At 43.8% G+C, this 21,334-nt stretch carries 26 protein-coding genes and 1 tRNA gene; 21 read left to right on the forward strand and 6 right to left on the reverse strand.

Annotation, left to right across the window (positions count from 1 at the left end; genetic code table 11):
* The first annotated feature begins 1 nt into the window (after position 1).
* From LA20533_RS06220 to hpt, 12 genes are all read left to right on the forward strand, one after another.
* Positions 2 to 535 carry a tyrosine-type recombinase/integrase gene (locus tag LA20533_RS06220; protein WP_056946856.1) on the forward strand — a complete coding sequence of 178 codons (534 nt, stop codon included), beginning with the start codon at positions 2 to 4 and terminating at the stop codon, positions 533 to 535.
* Between the two features lie 127 nt (positions 536 to 662).
* On the forward strand, positions 663 to 1,022 hold the full coding sequence (locus tag LA20533_RS06225) for a DUF1304 domain-containing protein (RefSeq protein WP_056946851.1): 360 nt from the start codon (positions 663 to 665) through the stop codon (positions 1,020 to 1,022).
* A gap of 99 nt (positions 1,023 to 1,121) precedes the next feature.
* Positions 1,122 to 1,829, forward strand: a complete 708-nt coding sequence (locus LA20533_RS06230; RefSeq protein WP_075362814.1) for a helix-turn-helix domain-containing protein — start codon at positions 1,122 to 1,124, stop codon at positions 1,827 to 1,829.
* A 47-nt stretch (positions 1,830 to 1,876) separates the two neighbouring features.
* Complete coding sequence (locus LA20533_RS08840) at positions 1,877 to 2,254, forward strand: IS3 family transposase (RefSeq protein ID WP_236781712.1); 378 nt, start codon at positions 1,877 to 1,879, stop codon at positions 2,252 to 2,254.
* A complete protein-coding gene (locus tag LA20533_RS08845) occupies positions 2,244 to 2,657 on the forward strand; it encodes a DDE-type integrase/transposase/recombinase (RefSeq protein WP_157043477.1) in 414 nt (137 codons plus the stop codon). Before LA20533_RS08840 ends, LA20533_RS08845 begins: the two co-directional genes overlap by 11 nt.
* Complete coding sequence (locus LA20533_RS06240) at positions 2,654 to 2,839, forward strand: helix-turn-helix domain-containing protein (RefSeq protein ID WP_054745814.1); 186 nt, start codon at positions 2,654 to 2,656, stop codon at positions 2,837 to 2,839. Before LA20533_RS08845 ends, LA20533_RS06240 begins: the two co-directional genes overlap by 4 nt.
* A 12-nt stretch (positions 2,840 to 2,851) precedes the next feature.
* Entirely contained in the window at positions 2,852 to 3,277 is a 426-nt protein-coding gene (locus LA20533_RS06245) for an SMI1/KNR4 family protein (RefSeq protein WP_056945929.1), read from the forward strand.
* A gap of 4 nt (positions 3,278 to 3,281) precedes the next feature.
* Positions 3,282 to 4,187: a teneurin-3 gene (locus tag LA20533_RS06250; protein WP_056945930.1), complete on the forward strand. Its 906-nt coding sequence runs from the start codon at positions 3,282 to 3,284 to the stop codon at positions 4,185 to 4,187.
* A gap of 349 nt (positions 4,188 to 4,536) precedes the next feature.
* Entirely contained in the window at positions 4,537 to 5,439 is a 903-nt protein-coding gene (locus tag LA20533_RS06255; protein ID WP_056945931.1) for an ABC transporter ATP-binding protein, read from the forward strand.
* Positions 5,439 to 5,696, forward strand: coding sequence for a hypothetical protein (locus tag LA20533_RS06260; protein ID WP_054745822.1), 258 nt, complete (start codon positions 5,439 to 5,441; stop codon positions 5,694 to 5,696). Before LA20533_RS06255 ends, LA20533_RS06260 begins: the two co-directional genes overlap by 1 nt.
* A gap of 148 nt (positions 5,697 to 5,844) precedes the next feature.
* Positions 5,845 to 7,212 carry a hemolysin family protein gene (locus LA20533_RS06265; protein WP_075362815.1) on the forward strand — a complete coding sequence of 456 codons (1,368 nt, stop codon included), beginning with the start codon at positions 5,845 to 5,847 and terminating at the stop codon, positions 7,210 to 7,212.
* A 100-nt stretch (positions 7,213 to 7,312) separates the two neighbouring features.
* Positions 7,313 to 7,852, forward strand: coding sequence for a hypoxanthine phosphoribosyltransferase (hpt, locus tag LA20533_RS06270; RefSeq protein ID WP_054745824.1), 540 nt, complete (start codon positions 7,313 to 7,315; stop codon positions 7,850 to 7,852).
* A gap of 106 nt (positions 7,853 to 7,958) precedes the next feature.
* Here the strand turns inward: hpt and LA20533_RS06275 are convergent, their stop codons facing one another.
* The gene (locus tag LA20533_RS06275) at positions 7,959 to 9,248 is read right to left on the reverse strand and encodes an APC family permease (protein WP_054746014.1); all 1,290 of its coding nucleotides are present in this window, start codon (positions 9,246 to 9,248) and stop codon (positions 7,959 to 7,961) included.
* 148 nt (positions 9,249 to 9,396) lie between these two features.
* Between LA20533_RS06275 and LA20533_RS06280 the strand changes: the two genes are divergently transcribed.
* The 5 genes from LA20533_RS06280 to LA20533_RS06300 all read left to right on the forward strand — a co-directional run bounded on the left by LA20533_RS06280 (position 9,397) and on the right by LA20533_RS06300 (position 13,967).
* Complete coding sequence (locus tag LA20533_RS06280; protein WP_056945932.1) at positions 9,397 to 10,107, forward strand: GH25 family lysozyme; 711 nt, start codon at positions 9,397 to 9,399, stop codon at positions 10,105 to 10,107.
* A 4-nt stretch (positions 10,108 to 10,111) separates the two neighbouring features.
* Complete coding sequence (locus tag LA20533_RS06285; RefSeq protein ID WP_056945933.1) at positions 10,112 to 11,122, forward strand: Gfo/Idh/MocA family protein; 1,011 nt, start codon at positions 10,112 to 10,114, stop codon at positions 11,120 to 11,122.
* A gap of 2 nt (positions 11,123 to 11,124) precedes the next feature.
* Positions 11,125 to 12,453: a DEAD/DEAH box helicase gene (locus LA20533_RS06290; RefSeq protein ID WP_056945934.1), complete on the forward strand. Its 1,329-nt coding sequence runs from the start codon at positions 11,125 to 11,127 to the stop codon at positions 12,451 to 12,453.
* A 33-nt stretch (positions 12,454 to 12,486) separates the two neighbouring features.
* A complete protein-coding gene (locus LA20533_RS06295) occupies positions 12,487 to 13,857 on the forward strand; it encodes a PTS sugar transporter subunit IIC (protein ID WP_054745831.1) in 1,371 nt (456 codons plus the stop codon).
* Positions 13,858 to 13,893: 36 nt separating this feature from the next.
* A tRNA-Arg gene (locus LA20533_RS06300) sits at positions 13,894 to 13,967 on the forward strand.
* A 71-nt stretch (positions 13,968 to 14,038) separates the two neighbouring features.
* Here LA20533_RS06300 and LA20533_RS06305 read toward each other — a convergent pair.
* Positions 14,039 to 15,277: an aminopeptidase gene (locus LA20533_RS06305; protein ID WP_054745832.1), complete on the reverse strand. Its 1,239-nt coding sequence runs from the start codon at positions 15,275 to 15,277 to the stop codon at positions 14,039 to 14,041.
* A gap of 134 nt (positions 15,278 to 15,411) precedes the next feature.
* Between LA20533_RS06305 and wecB the strand changes: the two genes are divergently transcribed.
* Positions 15,412 to 16,557, forward strand: coding sequence for a non-hydrolyzing UDP-N-acetylglucosamine 2-epimerase (gene wecB / locus LA20533_RS06310; RefSeq protein WP_054745835.1), 1,146 nt, complete (start codon positions 15,412 to 15,414; stop codon positions 16,555 to 16,557).
* A gap of 102 nt (positions 16,558 to 16,659) precedes the next feature.
* Here wecB and LA20533_RS06315 read toward each other — a convergent pair whose 3' ends face one another.
* From LA20533_RS06315 to LA20533_RS06325, 3 genes are read right to left on the reverse strand one after another with little or no spacing between them, the layout of a single operon-like run.
* Positions 16,660 to 17,091 (reverse strand): GtrA family protein, encoded by a 432-nt coding sequence (locus LA20533_RS06315; RefSeq protein WP_054745836.1) that lies wholly within the window; start codon positions 17,089 to 17,091, stop codon positions 16,660 to 16,662.
* Positions 17,092 to 17,094: 3 nt separating this feature from the next.
* Positions 17,095 to 17,613: a GtrA family protein gene (locus tag LA20533_RS06320; protein ID WP_056946386.1), complete on the reverse strand. Its 519-nt coding sequence runs from the start codon at positions 17,611 to 17,613 to the stop codon at positions 17,095 to 17,097.
* A complete protein-coding gene (locus tag LA20533_RS06325) occupies positions 17,600 to 18,055 on the reverse strand; it encodes a flavodoxin (RefSeq protein ID WP_054745840.1) in 456 nt (151 codons plus the stop codon). Before LA20533_RS06325 ends, LA20533_RS06320 begins: the two co-directional genes overlap by 14 nt.
* Before the next feature lie 132 nt (positions 18,056 to 18,187).
* Between LA20533_RS06325 and map the strand changes: the two genes are divergently transcribed.
* The 3 genes from map (at position 18,188) to galU (ending at position 21,005) form a co-directional block, all read left to right on the forward strand.
* The gene (gene map / locus LA20533_RS06330; RefSeq protein WP_056945935.1) at positions 18,188 to 18,994 is read left to right on the forward strand and encodes a type I methionyl aminopeptidase; all 807 of its coding nucleotides are present in this window, start codon (positions 18,188 to 18,190) and stop codon (positions 18,992 to 18,994) included.
* A 72-nt stretch (positions 18,995 to 19,066) separates the two neighbouring features.
* Positions 19,067 to 19,981, forward strand: a complete 915-nt coding sequence (locus LA20533_RS06335; protein WP_371857345.1) for a YihY/virulence factor BrkB family protein — start codon at positions 19,067 to 19,069, stop codon at positions 19,979 to 19,981.
* Between the two features lie 115 nt (positions 19,982 to 20,096).
* Positions 20,097 to 21,005 (forward strand): UTP--glucose-1-phosphate uridylyltransferase GalU, encoded by a 909-nt coding sequence (gene galU / locus LA20533_RS06340; RefSeq protein WP_054746015.1) that lies wholly within the window; start codon positions 20,097 to 20,099, stop codon positions 21,003 to 21,005.
* 17 nt (positions 21,006 to 21,022) lie between these two features.
* On the opposite strand, the gene LA20533_RS06345 is transcribed toward galU, so the two are convergent.
* Entirely contained in the window at positions 21,023 to 21,313 is a 291-nt protein-coding gene (locus tag LA20533_RS06345) for a hypothetical protein (protein ID WP_056945936.1), read from the reverse strand.
* Positions 21,314 to 21,334 lie beyond the last annotated feature (21 nt).

Genomic DNA, 21,334 nt, shown 5'->3' on the forward strand with positions numbered 1-21,334 from the left:
AATGACACGGAATATAATTAATGTAAAACCAATTAAAGACAAGAAGGTAATGCTAGATTTTTTATCTGAGTTAAACAAAGGAAAACATGGGAAAAGAGACCATTTAATATTTACCATAGGCATTTTCACTGGCTTGCGGATTTCTGATATTTTAAATTTAAAAGTGTCTGATGTTCAAAATAAAACGACAACTATCATTGTTGAAAAAAAGACGAACAAGCAAAGGGATTTAAATTTATCGAATCTAACAAGTTTAATTATTGATTATTTGAATACCTATCACGATAGGCAATCTGATTGGCTTTTCTATCGTCCTTCAGACCATTCACAAGCTCTAGGCACTCATCAATATTATAAAGTGCTTCAAAGAGTCGCAAGTGTTCTTGAATTGGATTATATTGGCACACATACAATGAGAAAAACATTCGGATATAAGTATTATCGTCAATTCAGGGATATTCCCACATTGATGAGAATTTTGAATCATTCTAGTCAAGCAGTGACTATCCGATACATCGGATTAGAAGAAGAATAAATACGAGCTAGCTTGGATAAGTTCAATCCATTAGATTAAATTGGTGGTTATAAAATATTTTACAACTCACTTAAAATAACTTATAGTTGGATAGTAATAAAAATAAATAGTTAAGAAAGGAGAAAGAATGTCAATTTTATCAACAGTATTGATTTTTTTAGTAGCTTTGGAATTTTTCTATATCCTATATTTAGAAACGTTTGCTACAACTTCAGACGCTACAAGTCGAGTATTTAACATGACAAAAGAAGAGTTAAAAAGCAAAGCTTTAAACAAACTTTTTAAAAATCAGGGTATTTATAATGGTTTGATTGGTGTTGGGTTATTATATAGTGTTTTTCTTACAAGTAATCCAATAGAAATTAGTAGATTATTATTAGTTTATATTATTTTAGTGGCATTATATGGCAGTATTACAAGTGATAAAAAAATTATTCTAACTCAAGGCGGTTTAGCCATTTTAGCACTTATTTCAACATTTTTTTAAGAAAACAAAAAGCACAGTCAATTAAGAGTGGATATACTCCTAGTTAGTTGGATACGGAAATAATTAAAATTCCGGTCTCACGAACTAGGAGTATTTATTTTGGCTAAACATTATAGTGTTGAGGAAAAGATTGAGATATTGTCCTTCTTAGATAAAGGCTGGGGTATAACTGAGGTTGCCCAATACCATTCTATATCTACAAGTACCGTCAAACTTTGGAGACATCAGTATCAACTTAAAGGTATTGATGGGCTTAAACAAAGGGAATACACCCACTTCTCTCAAGAATTTAAACAGAAAGTCGTCCTTGAATATCTCAGTACAGATACTTCTCTACCGTTTCTACGTGACAAGTACAATATATCAAATGAATCTGTCATCTATCAGTGGGTAAAACTGTATACTAGTGGTAATAAATTAGAGGCCACTAGGAGATCTGAGATGAATAAAGGAAGATCAACCACTCTCAAAGAGCGGATAGAAATCACAAATTGGGTTATTGCACATGATTACGACTATAGTGGTGCCATGCGTAAGTTCACCGTTTCATATGGTCAGGTATACAGTTGGACTAAGAAGTTTAAGAAATACGGTCCCGATGGACTCATTGATCGCCGCGGTAAGGGAAAATCTGAAAATGATTTACTCACTACGGCCGAAAAGCAGGCACTGGAAGTTAAGCGACTAAAGGAGCAGGTAACTTACTTGTCCACAGAAAATAATCTTTTAAAAAAATTACAGGAGATAGAAAGAAGGGATTCCAAGAGAACAAATATCGTGCAATTAAAGAATTATCACAGAAAGTAGATGAAAGAAGTGGAAAAGTCTTCAGCGTAGCTCTGAGCTGCCAAATTATGCAAGTTGCACGTTCATCTTACTATGCCTGGTTAAACCATGTTCCATCGAAAAGGAATATCGATGATCAAGGCATCCTAGATTACGTAATTCAATTAGAAGAAGCACACAACTATATCTTTGGGGTAAAGCGCCTAGTGATGCATCTAAATGACGATACACAATATCATGTATCCAATAGTAAGATGCGACGAATCATGAGAGAAAATAATATATTAGCTTCAATTAAGACCAAACGTAAACCAAGAAAAAACCTCAAAGAAGAAATTATCAGTAAAAATTTACTACTGAACGAAGACTATACGCACAACTTTAAGCCCGGGTACGCTAATAAATATTGGGTTACAGACTGTACCGAGTTACTCTATGGCCATTAATAATCAGTGTAAACTTCGGCTCAGTGCGATAAAGGATCTGTATGACCATTCGATAATTGCGTGGATAGTAGATGATACAGAAACCGCAAAATTGGTAACAGAGACATTTAAGTTAGCGATTGAGAATGAATATGGTGCAGTAACTGAAATACTGCACAGCGATCGTGGTAGCGACTATGTGTCAGGGATGTTTAACACTACCTTATCAGCTGAAGGAGTCTTGCATAGTATGTCGCGGCCGGGAGAACCAGGTGATAATAGTTCAATTGAGAGCTTCTGGAGCCACATGAAAGAAGAGTACTTTAGGTTCTACACTTCAAATACAAAGCAAGAATTGATAGACAACATAGCGGAATTTATGAGCTGGTATAACAATGAACGCCGACAAAGCACACTAAAATGAATATAAGCGTTTCTGAACTTGCTAGACGTATTGGCCAGACTCCACAGAATTTCAATAAGAAATTAAAACGGGAAACGGTAACCTTGGATGAGTTGAAAGCCATCGCTGATGTGCTTGGTGTCAAGTTTGAGCAGGCTTTTATATTGCCTGATGGCAATGAAATAAAGACGGGTAAGGAGTAAAGGAGGAAAACAATGGTTTCTGCAGAATTAAAGCTAATTATTGATGAATTAAGTACACAGGGTAAAATGATTTTTCATGAGGAGACTACAGAAGAAAAAATCACAACCTTTGAAAAAGAAAATAATGTCGTTCTTCCATCCAAATACAAAGAATGGCTGCAGCTTTCTGATGGTGGTGAGTTCTTTTTGCCAGCAGGTATTCAATTATATGGAATTGAACACAAGCCAGTGATTAATGTAAATGATAATTCACGACCAAACGATGACTATATCGTTATTGGGGCTTTAGCATCAGGCGACCCAATCATCTGCGCAAAAAATAGCGAAAAAATAGCTATATATAATCAAGAAGCTGGAAGGATAGAAGACGATGAAGTTTATGATGATTTTATAGTCTTTCTTAAACATCTGCATGATTTGCTTGGCATAGGTGGTTGATTATATGTCAAGAAGAACAGAAGAATCTAACAAGGCGATACATGCGGCTTGGAATAAGGAGCAGGAACTTGTCCAAGAAGGAAAAGGGACAAGAGAATGGACTGCCCAACAACAGAAAGATATTCTTGATAAAGGTAAAGCCTATGATGAGAACCGTGTAGCTTTTCAAGGACAGCATATGAAAAGTGTGGAAAGATATCCAGAATATCAAGGGGACCCCGGAAATATTCAGTTCCTAACAAGAGCAGAACATTTAGAGGCCCACGATGGGGATTGGAAAAATCCGACTAATTGGCATTTTAATCCTGTTACAAAAGAAAAGACTGACTTTGGAGATGGAACATTTATTCAATGCGAAACAATACAATTAGCCGATCCTGTAACCAAAGCACAAAATAAACCAGAAATTGAGAAAGAAGTTAATCAAGAGTCTGTAAGTGGAGTTCAGAAAAAGGTAGAGTCAAACAAAAAATATGAATCTCTACACGAGACTGTACCACCTAATAACATAGAAGACATAACGAAGCAGGAATTTGTACCGAAATTGAAGAGCGGCTTCAAAACCATAAGTAAAACAATTATAGAATTTTCAGATAAACACCCGAATGCAATAAAAGCAATAAAGGGCGTTGTATTATTTGTGGCTAATGTGGCTGTAGCTGCTATCAAAGAATCATCAAGGAGCGGTTCATCAAATTCAGAATACGAATGGTCAGATGATGACCGCGCTGAGTACGAAGATTCATATGATGATTATCCTGCAGATCAGGACACTTCAGAATCCTCGGAGCGTTCTTCTCCTAATGAACACACAGTGAGAGGACATGGACAGCATTATCATTATAAAGATGGTAGTGTTAAATGGAAAGATAAGGATCCATACTCGCGTGGTGGAAACAATGAGGAATAACAAAAGACCCCCTGGCATTATAATTGATATAATAATGGATATGTTCCCACATACGCAAGCCCTCAGTGGATATGTTCCCTCAAAGACAATAATGTTCAAGTGACTAATTTTTGACAGCTATGAATTCATCTCAAAACACATCGAGAGCGTTACAATCTTAACCAAATAGGGCGCTAAAAAAGAATCTTGCAAAAGATTCTTTTTTTATTATTTAAGTTTCGCCACAAAATTGTTGACATTTTAACTACTTGATAATATTATGTACCATTACCTAATAATAAAGTATAGTATAAAAAGGTATAGTACGAGACAAACTAGCAATATCATGCGAAAAAAGGAGTACAAATAGATGGTCGCAATTAAAGTTGAAAATGTCACAAAAAGTTTCGGTCAGCTCGATGTATTGCAGGGAGTGAGTCTGACCGTAGGTCGGGGGGAAGTCTTCACGCTCTTGGGGGAGAATGGGGCAGGTAAAACAACCCTGATCAATATTTTAACCACACTCTCACGACAGAACTCTGGGCGTGTGCGTATTCTTGGCCTGGATCCGCAGAAGAAAGGTAACGCCATTCGCCGCCAAATTAGTCTGAATGCCCAAGAGGCGACGGTTGATGGCGAATTTACCGGGTACCAGAACCTGCGCCTTGTAGCAAAGTTGCGCGGTGTAAAAGATGTGAGTACGGAGATAGAGCGTGTCGCGAGACAGCTCAACTTGACGGACTTCTTAAAGCGGAAGGTACTAACTTATTCTGGTGGAATGAGACGTCGCCTAGACTTAGCGATGTCTCTCATCGGCGATCCCCAAATTATTTTCCTGGATGAACCCACCACAGGTGTCGATCCGAAGAACCGCTTGGCGCTTTGGCAAATTATCACTGAGATGCGTGACGACGGCAAGACAGTATTTCTAACTACCCAAATGCTTGAGGAAGCTGATCGATTATCGGATCACATTGCTTTCATCAATAACGGGCAGATTGTGCGTTATGGCACACCGCAAGAGATGAAGCAACTTGCTCAGGAAAAATTTGTGTTGAGTGTTCAAACGGAGCAGTTGGCGGAAACAAAAAAAGTACTGCAAAATGCAAAAATCACATTTACGGGCACAACTGAGTTACAGATTGAGCAGCAGGATGCCAAGCGCGTACTACTTACACTTAGTAAACACACAATAACAGTATTACACTTTAACCAAGCAGAAAAGAACCTTGAGTCCGTCTTCCTCGACGTGACTGCAAAGGAGGAGAAATAATGAATTACATTAAACAATTAATTACCTTGACCAATAGAATTATTAAGCAAAATTTCACCAATGCGGATACAATCATCACGGTGATTCTGATGCCTGTCTTCATGCTGTTATTCTTTGTCTATGTGATGGGTGGAAACATCGTGACTGGCGGTAGTGCACCAAGTACCGCGGAGTATCTGAATTATGCACTGCCGGGTTTTCTCCTTCTGACGATGGCAACGGGTCTGATTTTCGTCGCACGAACCCGACTAAATTGAGGACGCTACTGCGTTATGCGGTCGAGCCGCAACGGTAAAAAATTAACCCGAAAAAATTATTATAAAAGATAAGTGGTAAAATAGAGAGATTAGTTGACTAATCTCTTTTTATTTAGTCAAAATTTCGTTAAAGTATAGGTGGTTTTTCTTGGATTATAGTCAGATAGTAACAAATTTACTCGTAATCATAGTTACCTTCATGTTTGCTGCGTTTTTCGTGGCAGCGGAATTTGCCCTCGTGCAAACTCGTCCTAGTCAACTTGAGGACATGATTGATAAGGGCGTGGGATCACCCCGAAAGCTGAGACTCGCACTAAAGATGGTACAGAATCTGAATGAGTACCTCTCAACGACGCAAGTTGGTGTCAGTGTGACAGGAATCGTTCTAGGTTGGATTGGTGAGACGACAATCGAGCACCTGCTAATCGATCTGCTCGGAATGACGCACCTTGCAAGCGGCGATACGTTGAATATTGTCGGCGCTGTGCTAGGTATTATTCTCCTGACCTATCTGGAGGTTGTCCTTACGGAGATTGTTCCGAAGAACATTAGTATCGATATTCCTATCAAAATGCTGATGTTTGTCGTAACGCCGTTACATATTTTCCACACCGCCTTCTATCCATTTGTCTGGCTGTTGAATATTTCGGCGACCGGAATCGTGAAGTTACTCGGCTTTCAGGCTGCGGATGAGGAGAACGAGGTTTTCTCCCAATCGGAGATTCTAAGACTATCCAAGATCGCCGTTGCCGGTGGGGACATGGATAAAAACGACGTTGTCTACATGGAGCGTGCGTTTGAGCTCAACGATAAAGATGCGAAGGATATCATGACGGACCGGACCAGGCTGACCATTATTGATAAGACAGAAAATGTGGGGACCGCGTTGAACATGTACCTAAACGAGGGCTACAGTCGCCTACCCGTTGTGACCGATAATGATAAGGACGCCGTTGTCGGCTATGTCTACTCTTACGATATCGTTGAGCAAAGCAGACGGGACAAGAACGTCTCGATTATCCGAATTCTGCGTTCCCTTGTAACGGTACCTGAAACGATGCCCATCCAAGCGATTCTTCATTTGATGATTCAAAAACAAACACCAATTGTGCTCGTGGTCGACGAATATGGTGGTACGAGTGGCATCGTCACCGACCAAGATGTGTACGAGGAGCTCTTCGGTTCAGTGCGTGACGAAATCGATGACGTCTCTGACGAATACATAATTCGCCTGAATAAGACGCAGGCAAAGGTAAGTGGTAAGACGACATTGTATGATTTTGAGCGGTTTTATCACCATAAGCTCAAATCCTTTCAATCTTCGGATATTATCACTGTCGGCGGATATATGGCCGAACATTACCCAACCCTCGCTGAGGGCGAGTCGGTGGAGCTTGAAGGGTTCAAACTCACACTTACTAAGATAGAACAAGGATTCATGGCGTGGTTTATGGTGGAACGTGTGGTAGATAGTGCCGCTGTTCAATCGTCTGTCGCAGCAGAAGCAGAGGAGTAAGCTTACAAATATACCCGACCAATAAATTAGATAAAGTAATAATTGTTTGTCTTTTATAAAACTGGTATACTTTTGCTATCAAGTATTTGAGGGGGCAAAAATGGACAATGATATCCTAAAAGTACTCTATTCTAAGGAACAATTACATGAATTCAATGTTAAGCTCGCAGCCGAGTTGAAACGCGACTATGCCGGGAAGTATCCGCTGATGGTCTGTATTCTAAAAGGCGCTGTGCTCTTCATGACCGACCTCGTGCGGGAGTTAGATGAGTATGTTGAATTAGATTTCATGGACGTTTCTAGTTATGGTGGCGGTACGGAATCGAGCGGTGACGTGAAGATTCTAAAGGATCTGGATACGAGTGTGAAGGGCCGGGATGTCATCATTGTTGAGGACATCGTTGATACCGGAGCCACACTGGTCGCACTCATGAAGTTATTTGAGACCAGGCAGGCTAACTCGGTGAAGGTTTGTAGCTTATTAGACAAACCAAGCAGACGAGAGGAAGAAGTTCAGGTCGACTACGTTGGCGTGACCGTGCCGAATGAATTTGTGGTGGGCTATGGACTCGATTATGCGGAGAAGTACCGAAACCTACCGTACATCGGCGTTCTTAAACCAGAAATTTATAGCAAATAGCCATTAATTGATTAAGCAGTAACTCCATAAAATAATTACAAGTACATAAAAATCCCCAAGCTTCGTGCACTTCTAGTGCATCCACGAGCCTGGGGATTTTTTCAGCTTACATCTTAATCGGTGATTTTGTAACGTGCTTCTGGTGGAGATAATAGATTGGTAGACCAATCAGCGTAATGCCGATACCGACGACCGACAGCCAGAACTGGTTAATCAGCGTTGAGCCAACGATAAAGAGGCCGCCAAGAATAGAAATAACCGGAATGATTGGGTAGAGCAGGACCTTGTATGGTCGCTCCAGGTCGGGCTCTCTCTTTCTGAGGACAAAGACTGCGATGGAAATCAGTGTCGTGAAAGCCCACATCACGAAGACAAGCATATCGGTCAATAGATCAAACGTACCAAGAAACATCATGATAATTGAGAGTGCGAGAATGACCAATTCTGAGATGACAGGGACACCTGTGTTGACGTTTAGTCTGGCAATGCTTTTGCTAAAGGGAAGAAGGTTATCGCGTGCCATCGTGTACGGTACCCGCATGCCAGTCATGATGTAGCCGTTCACGGCGCCGTAGACCGAGAGCAGGATACCAATCGTGATTATCTTACCCCCGATGCCCCCAAATATGCGAATTGAACTATCAAAAGCAGCACTGGGATTGTTCACGAGCGTATTTAACGGCGAGACGCTCATGAATGTGTAGTTGACGAGAACATAGATGAGCGTGATGACCCCTAAGCCGATGATAATGGCACGTGGGAGATTCTTCTCCGGTCGCTTGACCTCACCGGCTAAATTGGTGAAGTTAATCCAGCCATCGTAAGCAAACATGGCCGATAAGAGCGCGCCACTGATGCCTCTGGTGAAGCTCTTGCCTGGTCCAACAGTGATTGGCCAGAGGCTTAAGTTAATCTTGTTGGTGTTGAAGATGCCAAAGAGGATGATCAAGATAATCGGCACAACCTTGATGACTGAGATGACAGTGTGCATGTGACTACTGAACTTGGTACCAAAGAAATTCATCATCGTTAAGAAGAGAGCGAGAATGATCGCAATCAGCGTGATATAGCCTGCTTTAATGTCAAACAAAACGGTGAATTGGGTAGCGAAGACGATGCTGAGTGCGGCGATACTTGCTGGGAAATAGATTAACATCTGAGCCCAACCAAACAAGAAGCCCATCGTTTTGCCGTAAGTGTATTCGATATACTTTGTTGGACCGCCCGTCACGGGCATGGCGGTGGCCAGTTCTGAAACGGTTAGACCACTTGTAATCGAGATTATGCCCGCCAGGATCCAGACGAAAATTGTGGCGCTGGTTGAACCGGTTTGGGCGGTAATACTCGATATTTTGAAGAAGACACCTGCACCAATCACCGTGCCGATCACGGTCATCAGGGCCTGGAAAAAGTTGATTTCACGCTTTAATGTATTATGCAATTTGGCCACCCTTAATTTTTTTCATTTCTCAATTATACAAAAAAACCGTTTATCATGGTACAAATTTACCTAATTAGTTAAAATAAGTGAGGAGGCAAATCTTGTGCAAAGTAGATTTAAGCATCGTTACACAATGCAGGCAATCATCATTACGTTGATCCTGGCCTTGGCAGGTATCGGCTTCGCTGTCTATCGATTAGCGACAGCCACTACCTATCCTGACAATAATTCAGCTAAAATCATCGGCGTTTTACTTGATCAAAGCCGGGGCTACGTCGATTTCAACCAAATCGAGCAGGAGGACATCGACTTCGTTTATCTGAGGAGCACGCAGGGTAAGAGCTACTTCGATGACCGCTATCTAGAGAATCGGGATCGCTTGGTTGTGACACAGTTGGACTTTGGTACTGCACAATACTTCAGCAATGAGTCGAGTGTGGAAGAGCAGTTCAACTACTTCAGGGAGAAGGTGGGGCGGAATACGGGTATTCTGCCAGTCCTGATTATTCCCGCCGCCGATTATCACGGTGCGAAGTTTTGGCGCAAAATGGCGGAATTCACGCGTTTACTAAAAGATTCTGGCGATGATGCAGTGGTGCTAGCAAGGCGCACTGAGGTAGCGCGTTATTTTGGCAGTCAGCCCGTCGAGTTCATTGCGCCAACGAAAAAAAAGCCGGGTTTGGCGCAAAATTACCTCTTTTGGCGTTATACTAGTACAGGACGCATCAGAAACATGGCACAAATGGACGACCTCACGATGTTGAGCTTCATGGGGAGTCAGTCGGATTATAGTCAATTAGTAGGAAGGAACTAACACAATGCTTAACTTAGGGATTATTGGTACAAACTGGATTACGTCACAGTTTGTGAATGCTGGTAAGGAGAATGCCGCATTCACTCTCACGGCTGTCTATTCTAGGACATTAGCTAAAGCACAGCAGTTTGCCGAATCCGTGGCGCGGCCTGACGCAGCATTTTTCACCGATTTAACGGATTTCTTTGCCAGTGACACGTTTGACGTGGTTTATATTGCTTCACCAAACAGCCTACATAAAGAGCAAGCTATCAAAGCCATTGAGGCTGGCAAACACGTTATTGTTGAGAAGCCAGCTTTCTCCAATCCGGCGGAATTTAAGGAAGTGAAGGATGCGTTAGCTGAACATGATGATATCTTCTATTTCGAGGCGGCTCGCCACATCTTCGACCCTAATTTTCAGGTCGTCGAACGCAAGTTAGCTGAACTGGAAGCAAAGGGTAGCGTTAACGGCGCGACAATCTCCTACATGAAGTATTCTAGTCGTTACGACAATGTCCTTGCCGGAGAGGAGCCGAACATCTTCTCAACTAAGTTCTCGGGTGGTGCTCTTCAAGACATCGGTGTTTACGCGGTCTATGGAGCGTTACGGTTGTTTGGTACGCCAGATAAGGTGCATTACTTTGCCGATATGGCGCGGACCGGCGTTGATGCAAAGGGAACTGCTATTCTTGATTACCCAGACTATCATGTAACGCTGTTATTCGGTAAAACGGCGCAGTCATATGTCCCAACGGAGATTTACGCGGGTAAGGAGACGTTATGGGTGGATAGTATTGCAACACTCGATGCCGTGCGTTTCTACCCGGATTATCGTGCTAAAGAATACACTGACCTGACCGTCTCTCATCCTGAGAACCCAATGGTTAACGAGGCAGACTTTTTTGCCCGAGCGATTGAAACAGGGGACTTTGATGCAATGCAAGATTTGTTGGTTCTCTCACACAATGTCAATGAGGTGCTTTATGCACTTAGAAGAAACGCAGGAATTGAATTCACTGCTGATAGAGGATAGAAATGGATTTATTCCCAGAATTTAGTACTATTTTTGCCAAACAGGCAATCACGGCGCTAACACCAATTCAGGCTGCAACCGTACAACTGTTACTTGATGGCGAGAGTATCGTCGGCCTTGCACGCACAGGTACTGGCAAAACCCTGGCTTATTCGTTACCGCTTCTAAAGCGTGTTGAACCGGGCAAAGCCAACAGCCTGGTTATCTTTGAGCCAACGACCGAGCTCGCCGTACAGGTGCGGGATGCAATCAAGGACTACGTGGCCGAGTTAGGACTGAAGGTTATTGCTCTAGTTGGCTCCGGCAACCGCGTCCGCCAGATTGAGGTGTTAAAGAAGAAACATCCTGAGGTATTAATCGTAACCCCAGGGCGTTTTTTTGATATGGTGAGTGAGAATCGTATTCATCACGAACAAATTAAGCAGTTGGTTATTGATGAGGCAGACGATATTTTGGAATCAACCAAATTAGAACTAATTGCCTCACTGGGGCAGAATATTCCATCAACCAGTCAGATTGCCCTTTTCGGAGCGACCGAATCCGCAATTACAAGAGATGCTGAGCAGATTTTCGCCAGACCATTCTTAATGATTGATGTGCGGGACCAGGATGTCAGTCAAGTTAAGCACTTGTTTCTGCAGGTCGATAATCGGCACAAGCTCGAGATGTTCACGAAACTAACCAAGGTGGACCATTTCTCGGCGATGATTTTCTTTAATGCGGTGAAACAGCTAGAATATTTTGCTGGCGTCCTGAGCCATACGAAAGTCAGCTTCGATGCCTTATCGAATGCGACGAACAAGCAAGCAAGTAAGGGTGCACTAAAGCGTTTAGCGAAACGTGAAATTAAGACGCTGTTGACAACTGATTTAGCTGCGCGAGGTCTTGACGTTTTCGACCTGTTATACGTCGTGAACTACGAACTACCGGCCGATAAGAATACCTATGTTCATCGTGCTGGGAGAACCGGACGAATGGGCAAAAAAGGAACGGTGATTACGCTAGGCACCGACCATGATTTGCGTAATTTGAAGAAAATGTTGGGCGCTGAGTATGAGATTAAACGTGTCTATTTTTCCGGGAGAGAACTGACCACGGATAAGCCGGCACAGGCTGAGGTACCACAAGAACAAGAGGTCAATGGTGGTCAGAATTCCACTGCTGTAACTGGAACCTCCCACCAGCAAGAACCGCCTGCGCATGTTAATGAGCGCTCTAAGAAACTGGAGCGGGCAAAACGTAAGAAGCGCCAGAAAAAGCAAAAGAATAAGGGCTATCATCCTTTGAAAGATAAGAAGCAAAAGAAGGAAGCGGCTCGAAACGAGCAATAAGAGTTCTATTTAAGCGTTAAAGGGGATGAATAAGTGATTGCTTGGCTAGAGAAATATATTGTACCAATCGCAACCACTATTGGTTCGTTAAGGTGGCTGGTAGCATTGCGGGATGCGTTCGTCTCACTGCTACCAATCACGATGGTCGGATCGGTATCCGTCTTGTTGAATAGCCTGATTCAGGTGGCTCATGATCAGATGGGTTGGCAGACCATCTATTCGGTTTTACGACCACTCGTGGCAATCGATAACGTGATTTGGAATGGCACATTTGCTATTTTTGCGCTATTCTTCGCTGCAGCCTGGGGGTACCACCTAGCAAAAGCTTATGAGGTGAATGGGATTACAGGCTCACTCATCGCTGTGGCCTCGTTTGTCATGAGTATCGCCAATGTTGCAAACGTTAAGTTGGACCAATCGTTGCCACAGGCATCGCAGAATTTGTTGAGTGGTGCCAAAATTATTTTAAAAGGCAAGACCATGTATATTAGGGACGTCTTCGCCATCGACCAACTCTCGACCACGGGGTTAATTACTGCAATTATTTTTGGAGCATTAGGGGCAATTATCTATATTATGATGACGAAGGCGCGGCTCGTGATTAACCTCACTGGGCAGATGCCACAGGCGAGCACAATTGCCTTCGCGGCAATAATTCCCGCCCTGGTTGCGTTATTTACCGTAGGCTCCATCAATTATTTGTTCACCCGTTTCACAGGACTGTTCTTCGGTGACTGGTTGGTGCGGGCTATCCAGCAACCGTTGCTGCGCGCAGGACAGGGCTTTGGGATGGTCATCTTAGTGACCACTCTGGTCCAGGTATTCTGGTTCTTTGGGATTCACGGAATGAACGTCTTGTCACCGGTCCTTGATTCAGTCTGGTTGGCACCGCAGAATATGAATATTATGGCGGTGAGAAACGGGACTGACCTGCCGTATAAGTGGGTGCGTGGTTCCTTTGATGCATTTGCTTGGTTTGGCGGCGCCGGCAGCACACTATTGCTCGTGGTGGCCATTCTGGTGTTCTCTAAGCGGACCGATCAGCGAACATTGGCGAAAATCACGTTGGCTCCACAAGTATTCAATATCAATGAGCCCGTGATGTTTGGCTTGCCCATTGTCTTGAACACGATCTACTTCATCCCATTCATGGTAGCTCCGCTCGCGAACGTTACGCTGGCGTACATCGTTACTCAAGTTGGTTGGGTTAATCCCGTCCAGGTGGCGATGCCACAGTTTATGCCGTCGGTACTTCAGGCATTTTTGGCCACCAATATGGATTGGCGGGCCATTGTGCTGGCGTTGGTGAATATGCTCATTGCATTCCTCATCTGGGCCCCGTTTGTGCGTGCCGCCAATAAAATTCATGTACAAGACCGTTTCAAAAATCGTTATTCATGGTAGAATATATTATTAGATAATCAAGTAATTGATTATTCTGGTCTCGTAGCTCAGCAGGATAGAGCGACTGCCTCCTAAGCAGTAGGTCATCAGTTCGATTCTGATCGAGATCATCGGTAGATTATAAAAGGTTGTCACGAACAAACTCGTGACAACCTTTTTTGCTGATTTCCGACCTTTGGGGTTAAAATGCCCACTCTCCGTGACGAAATACGGGAATGATTGCACCGGACTTGGTAATTCCGTCGACATCCATCTCGCTTCCACCAACCATGAAGTCGACGTGCACGGTGCTGACGTTTAGTCCGTGCCGTTGTAACGCCAGTGGATTCATCTTGGTACCACCCGCCACGCTCGATGGGTAGGCGGCTCCTAGTGCAAGATGGTTCGCGGCATTTTCGTCGAACAAAGTATTATAGAAAATAATATTAGACTGGGAGATGGGCGATGAATAGGGTACTAACGAAACCTCACCGAGTGAACGGGCGCCTTCATCCGTCTCTAGTAGGTGCTCAAGTGTTTGCTGACCAGATTCAGCTTGGATTTGGCTAATCTTTCCGCGACGGAAATCAAAGCGAATTCCCGTGATAATTTGCCCGCCGTACGACAGTGGCTTAGTTGCGGTAACATGGCCATCGATGCGGTTCTTATCTGGCGCAGTGAAAACCTCCTCGGTTGGCATATTGGGAATAAAAGGCTGACCTTGGCGGTTAGTCGCGCCTGCACTCTCCCAAATGTGTTGTTGTGGTAGTCCGACCGTCAACGCGGTTCCTGGTGCCCGGTAAACGAGTCTGTCAAATTGGTAGTCATTAAGCTGCTGTGCTCTTTGGTCTAGCCTACGAACATGTTGTCGCCAGGCCCGAACAGGGTCCTCGCTGTAGATGCGTGTTGCTTGAAAAATTTGGTGCCACAATTCATCGTTGGCTGCCTCTTTAGTCATCTGTGGAAATATCTTTTGGGCCCAGGCGGGATTGGCCGCAGCTACCACGGTCCAGCTAATATCATTATTTTGCGAGGCATGACGTAGTGGCCTTAGGCCAGTGGCGTTTGTTGACTGGAATAAGGCAAGACGCTCGTGCTTAACGCCGTCTAGGGCGCCAGGAATTGAACTAACAACATTAATCCGTTTAGCTTGATGCTCTAGCAAGTATGCTGTTTCCTGCCGCTTGGCCTCTTTAAACGTGCCAAGATGTTTTTCACTAGCATGGAGGAGAAATTCATGGGTAAGGAAGTCGTCGTTCCAGTTAACGATTACTTCGGCAGCACCGAGTCTATAAGCTGCGCTGGTTAGGAGATGGACTAATTCAGCCTGCGCTATATCTGCTTCCACATAGACTATGTCATCTCGCTGGATGCCAGCACCGATTTCAACAATCATCTGTGCGTAAGTTGTTAATAATTTCGTGAAATTGGGTAGGGTCATTTTGATGCTCCTCGTGGGTTTAATTAGCTAGAACCGTTTGGGGAAATTATAGCACAGGAAGTCGGCAGCGTATGTCAGGTTCCTGTTCAATTTTCTGGAGCATTACGGTATGATAGTGAGAGCGGAGGAATATTATGGCAGATAAAATTAAAGTGATGACGGTATTTGGTACCAGACCTGAAGCAATCAAGATGGCGCCGCTTGTTCTTGAATTACAACAAGACGAGCGTTTTACGGAGATCACCGTTGTGACGGCGCAACACCGGGAAATGCTCGATCAGGTACTAGAAATTTTCCACATCAAACCAGACTATGATTTCAATATCATGAAGAAAAACCAGAGTTTGGCTGAGATTACCAGCAAGGTGATGCTTGACCTAGGGCATGTAATTCAGTCGGAGAAACCGGACATTGTTTTAGTGCACGGCGATACGACAACTAGCTTTGCGGCAGGGCTAGCCACATTCTACGAACAGACCGTACTCGGTCATGTGGAGGCTGGACTCAGAACCTGGGATAAATATTCACCATTTCCTGAGGAAATGAATCGTCAATTAACTGATGTATTGACTGATCTTTACTTTGCCCCGACTGCTAAAAGTAAGGCGAATTTACTGCAGGAAAATCATCCTGAAAAGGAGATTTACATTACTGGGAATACGGCAATCGATGCCCTGCAACAGACAGTGAAAGAGGAGTACCACCACGATGTCCTCGACTCGATTAAGCCTGGTAACCGTGTTGTCTTGGTGACGATGCACAGGCGGGAGAATCAGGGTGAGCCCATGCGGCGTGTGTTTAAGGTGATGAAGGAGGTCGTTGATGCGCACGATGACGTGGAAATTATCTATCCGGTTCACCTCAGCCCAGCGGTGCAGGAAGTCGCACATGCTGTACTTGATAACGACCCGCGGATTCATCTCATTGCGCCACTTGATGTGGTTGATTTCCACAATTTGGCCAAGAGAAGTTACCTCATTATGACTGATTCGGGTGGTGTGCAGGAAGAGGCACCATCATTGGGTAAGCCAGTGCTTGTGCTGCGTGATACAACTGAGCGACCAGAAGGTGTAGCTGCAGGAACTCTTAGACTTGTCGGAACGGATGAGCAACCTGTCAAGGATGCAATGATCGAGTTGCTCGACAGCAAGGAAAGCTATGACAAGATGGCTAAAGCTAAAAATCCGTATGGTGATGGTCAGGCTGCGAAAAGAATTGTTGCTGCGATTGCGCACCATTTTGACGAGCAGCATAATCCGCGGCCACAAGATTTCGAATAGGAATAGAGTAAAATAAAAAACGAGTTTAGCTAGTCAATAATTAGGCATTAGGGCCACGACCGGTTAAACTTGTTTTTTGTTTAAAATTATTAATTTAAAATACTATTTGGTTTGTTTTGGCTTGAACGACAGCTTACTTAATACAAAGTTGAGGGCAATCACAATCACCTGATCGATAATCTTAGTGATACCACTAGATATGCCTAGAATAGATACGCCTAGAGCCATAATACCGTCATCGACAATCAGTGTTGCAAATCTGGTCCCGAAAAAGAGGATGATTTCCTTGATTACCAGCTTGATCGCCCAACTCTTTGAGTTAAAGACAAACAGCTTATTGGTCACAAATGCGAAAAGCACGGAGATAAACCAGGCAATTGTGTTATTAACTAAGTAGTGACCGCTAGAGAACTGCTGAAGTAAGAAGAAGCTGACAATATTTACCAGGGTAGTTAATACACCAAAGAAGGCGTACGAAATTAATTCTTGATATTTGTGGAACAGGTGACTGACCTCACCAACGATCTTTTCCATGGGTTACTCACGCTCCCGTCTTTTATCTCGTGCTTCCAGTACAAGTTTTCTTAATCTGCTTGTTTCCTGCTTGAAGACGGACTTTGTTGTGATGTAGTTAAAAATGCCGACGATCACCTGATCGAGCGCCTTCACGAATACTGAATTAAACTGTAACCAGCTTAGTCCAATAAGCATGACCAGATTGTCCGGAATCAGTGATAATATTCGATAAAGAAAGAATAATCCAATCTGGCGCGCTAAGCTGCCATTACTTGCCTTAGCGTCCTTTTCGGAAATGAATACTGCCTTCTTGTTCATGATGAAACTGATCAGGTTAGAAACGAAGAAAGCAATGGTATTCGCAGTGATGAGATTCAGTGCGAAACCATTGTGGAGTGTCAAAAAAGTGACAATGTTGATCAGCGATGCGATGAAGCCAAAAATAACGTACGCAAAGAAATCGTGGTGGCGCCGCAACAGGCGACCACCGGCGATTTGCAGTGCCGGCGACTTATTTTGATCTGAATTATGCTTTTTCATTGAGTTTGGCCAGTACAGAATCAGCAACGGCAGCAATATTATCCATGTCTGCTTCGTCTGCCTCCAAATTGATTTTGAGCGGCTCGGCACCTTTGGTGGCGCCAATCTTCGTGAATAATTGTTCGAAGTAGTCCACCGTCTCACAATAATGCTCTTCATAGAATAAATCACCGGACCCCATCACAGCGTAGACTTTGCCAGTGAGGTCTAATTCTGCCAGATCATCGTAGAAGTCTGCCACCTCATCTGGCATCTCGCCCTCGCCATACGTGTAGACCACCATCAGGGTGAGATCGTAGTTCAGATATTCACTTGCAGGTGTGAACGAGATGTCACTCAGACTAGTGGTGACACCGCGGTCGGTTAATTCCTCGTCCAGAATATTGGCGATTTCTTCATTATTGCCAGTCATGCTAGCATACACAATTTTTGCTGTAGTCATAATTTGCCTCATTCGATTTCAATTTAACTAGATTATATCAAATGTAGTCCTCTGACAAGATTTTACCAGACTATTTTGGTAAATCTTAGAAAAACGCTATAATGATTGTAGACAAAAAAAGGAGTAAGAAGATTGATAACAATTAAATCACCTAGAGAATTAGCAGGAATGGCTAAATCAGGCCAGTTACTGGCGCAAGCCCACATTGGACTGCGGGACATCATCAAGCCAGGTATCTCACTCATGGATATTGAAGACTTCGTCGACGATTTCGTGACGAGCCGGGGCGGCACACCCTCAGAGAAGGGCTTCGAGGGTTACAAGTATGCAACTTGTACCAGTGTTAATGACGAAATTGCCCATGCAACACCGCGCAAAAACGTGATTTTGCAGGAGGGGGACATTGTTGCCGTCGATACGACAATCAACCTTGACGGCTATGAGAGTGACTCTTGCTGGACTTATGCAGTTGGCAAGATTTCACCGGAGGATCAAAAGCTGGTCGACGTGGCGAAGAAAGCTCTCTATCTTGGAATTGATCAGGCGCAAGTGGGTAACCGAATCGGCGATATCGGTTATGCCATCCAGCAATACACCGAGGTGGAGAACGGTTACGGTGACGTCCGTGAGCTGATTGGTCACGGAATTGGACCGACAATGCATGAATTACCAGATGTGCCTAATTACGGCGAGAAGGGGCGGGGACTCCGCCTACGTGAAGGCATGACCATCACGATTGAGCCCATGATTAACCAAGGAACCTGGCAATTGAAGGATAAGATGGTTGATGATCCAAACGATGATTGGATCTATTACGTGACTGCGGATGGCAAGAAGTCCGCACAGTTCGAACACACAATTGCTATTACGAAGGATGGCCCGAAGATTCTAACATCACAGGATCCCGTGTTTGATGCTAAGTACCTACCAAACTTTTAAGACGGAGAGACAGACGTGCGAAGTACAATTCCGAACACCGGCTTGAAAACAAAGGCATTGAAACGTGCGACAATCACGAAGAAGAAACAAGAACCAGTGGAGTTTGCCAAGGTGTTCTCCTCTGTTTTTGGTCGGGGTGAAATCACCCAGAACTCGATTGTGATTGCCTATTATTTACTTTTATCAATTTTCCCAATAATCATTATCATTGGAAACTTGTTGCCACTGCTGAATGTCAAAACAGCGCCGATCTCCCGTTACCTGGCGTTGGTTTTCCCAGAGCAGGTGCAAAGTTTCATTATGCCGATCATCAATAGCCTGCTTTCTAGAGGCAGTGGCGGTTTTATCTCCTTTGGTATCTTAGTGGCCATCTGGGCTTTTAGTCGGTTGATTAATTCGATTAGGATCGCAATGAATAAGATTTATGGTGTGCGGCACATCGAGCAGAAGACGTCCATCTGGACGACTCTCATCAACCGGTTTGTGACATTTATGGCGACGGCCCTCCTGGTTTTTGGCTTATTCGTCATTGTCTTCGTCTTTGCCTTTGGCCAACAAATTCTGGAGTTTCTCGCCCCAATCTTTAAGTTCTCGATGGCACCGTATTACCGCATCGTAAACTTCAAGTGGCCGTTAATTCTAGTTGTGCTGGTAGGTGTCATTTCCTACCTCAACTACTTCCTCCCAAATATCAACCTGAAGAAACGCTCACTCTGGCCTGGAGTTGCCGTGACTTTAGCAGGCTGGGTCCTCCTATCCGCCGGCTTTAGTCTGTACCTGCGTTATTTTGGCACCAGTTGGAGTAACTATGGTATCGTGGGTACATTTATTATCTTTATGCTCTGGTTAAATCTGAGCTCACTCTTACTGCTTTTCGGTGTGGTGGTGAACTCCACAATCGACAACTGGCGCTACGGCCAGATAGATTATAGCGCCGGACGCTTAGTAGGATTTCTTAAACAACGGCGCAATAAGCACGGTCAGTAAATCTCAGTGACTGAACTGCTTAATTGGCTAGTTAATTAGTAGTGCTCGTCTGTAAAGTTTGGTAAGATGAATAGTAAAGAATAATCGTAAGAGATAAGGAAAGTGATGGTTGATGATGAAAGTTAGAAAAGCCGTAATTCCAGCAGCAGGACTAGGAACGCGTTTCCTCCCAGCAACGAAGGCACTCGCAAAGGAAATGATGCCGATTGTCGATAAGCCAACGATTCAGTTTATCGTTGAAGAGGCACATAAGTCAGGAATCGAAGATATCTTAATTGTGACGGGTAAAACGAAGCGTTCAATTGAGGACCACTTTGACTCGGCGCCTGAGCTTGAGCAGTCATTGACAGCGAAACACAAAGATCAATTGCTGAAAGTGACCCAGGATATTACTGATATGGGTGTGAATATCTACTACAAGCGGCAATCACATCCACGTGGCCTAGGGGATGCGGTCCTGCAGGCAAAGTCATTCATTGGTAACGAGCCTTTCGTTGTGCTTTTGGGTGATGATGTGATGGACGATGAAGTGCCATTGACTAAGCAGTTAATTGACCGTTACAACGAAACCAAGGCATCAACTATCGCGGTAATGAAGGTTCCTCATGAAGAGGTAAACAAGTATGGTGTGATTGCACCAGAATCCGAATCAGAGCCAGGTTTATTTAACGTTAAAGCATTCGTGGAGAAGCCTGATGTGGACAAGGCACCTAGCGATCTCGCAATTATTGGTCGCTATCTTCTGACACCAGAAATCTTCGAGATGCTGGAGACGCAAAAACCAGGTGCGGGAAACGAAATTCAATTAACAGATGCAATTGACCGCATGAACAGAACTCAGCGTGTTTTTGCCCATGAATTCAAGGGCAAGAGGTACGATGTGGGGAACAAATTCGGCTACTTGAAGACATCAATTGAGTATGGTTTAACGCATCCTGAGACTAAGGATGAACTTAGACCATACATCATCAACTTGGCGAAACAACTGGCAAGCGAGACGAACGCAAAATCAACTAAGAAATAAGGATTATCTGGAGACGACTACTTGATGTACGCGGCACTCTCGTGTAATTGAATACCATAGAATTCTGCGTAATCGTTTAAGACGAGAATCTGCATGTAGATTGTTTTATTGGCAATAGATTGAAGCAGGGTCACAAGCTCCCATTGGTGGAGTGCATGTGCGCTTGCTTTTTTTGTGGTCAAAATCACGCTCTCTGGCTTAATTACGAGCTCGGTCACTGCATAGAGGTTATCAGAAGCGCCTTGGTAGAAGAAGCGTGTCTGTTTGTCTAGATCAAGGATAAGTTGTAGGAAATCAATTACTCGCATGGTTAGCTCCATCTTTAAAAT

This window comes from Amylolactobacillus amylophilus DSM 20533 = JCM 1125 (assembly GCF_001936335.1).
GTDB lineage: Bacteria > Bacillota > Bacilli > Lactobacillales > Lactobacillaceae > Amylolactobacillus > Amylolactobacillus amylophilus.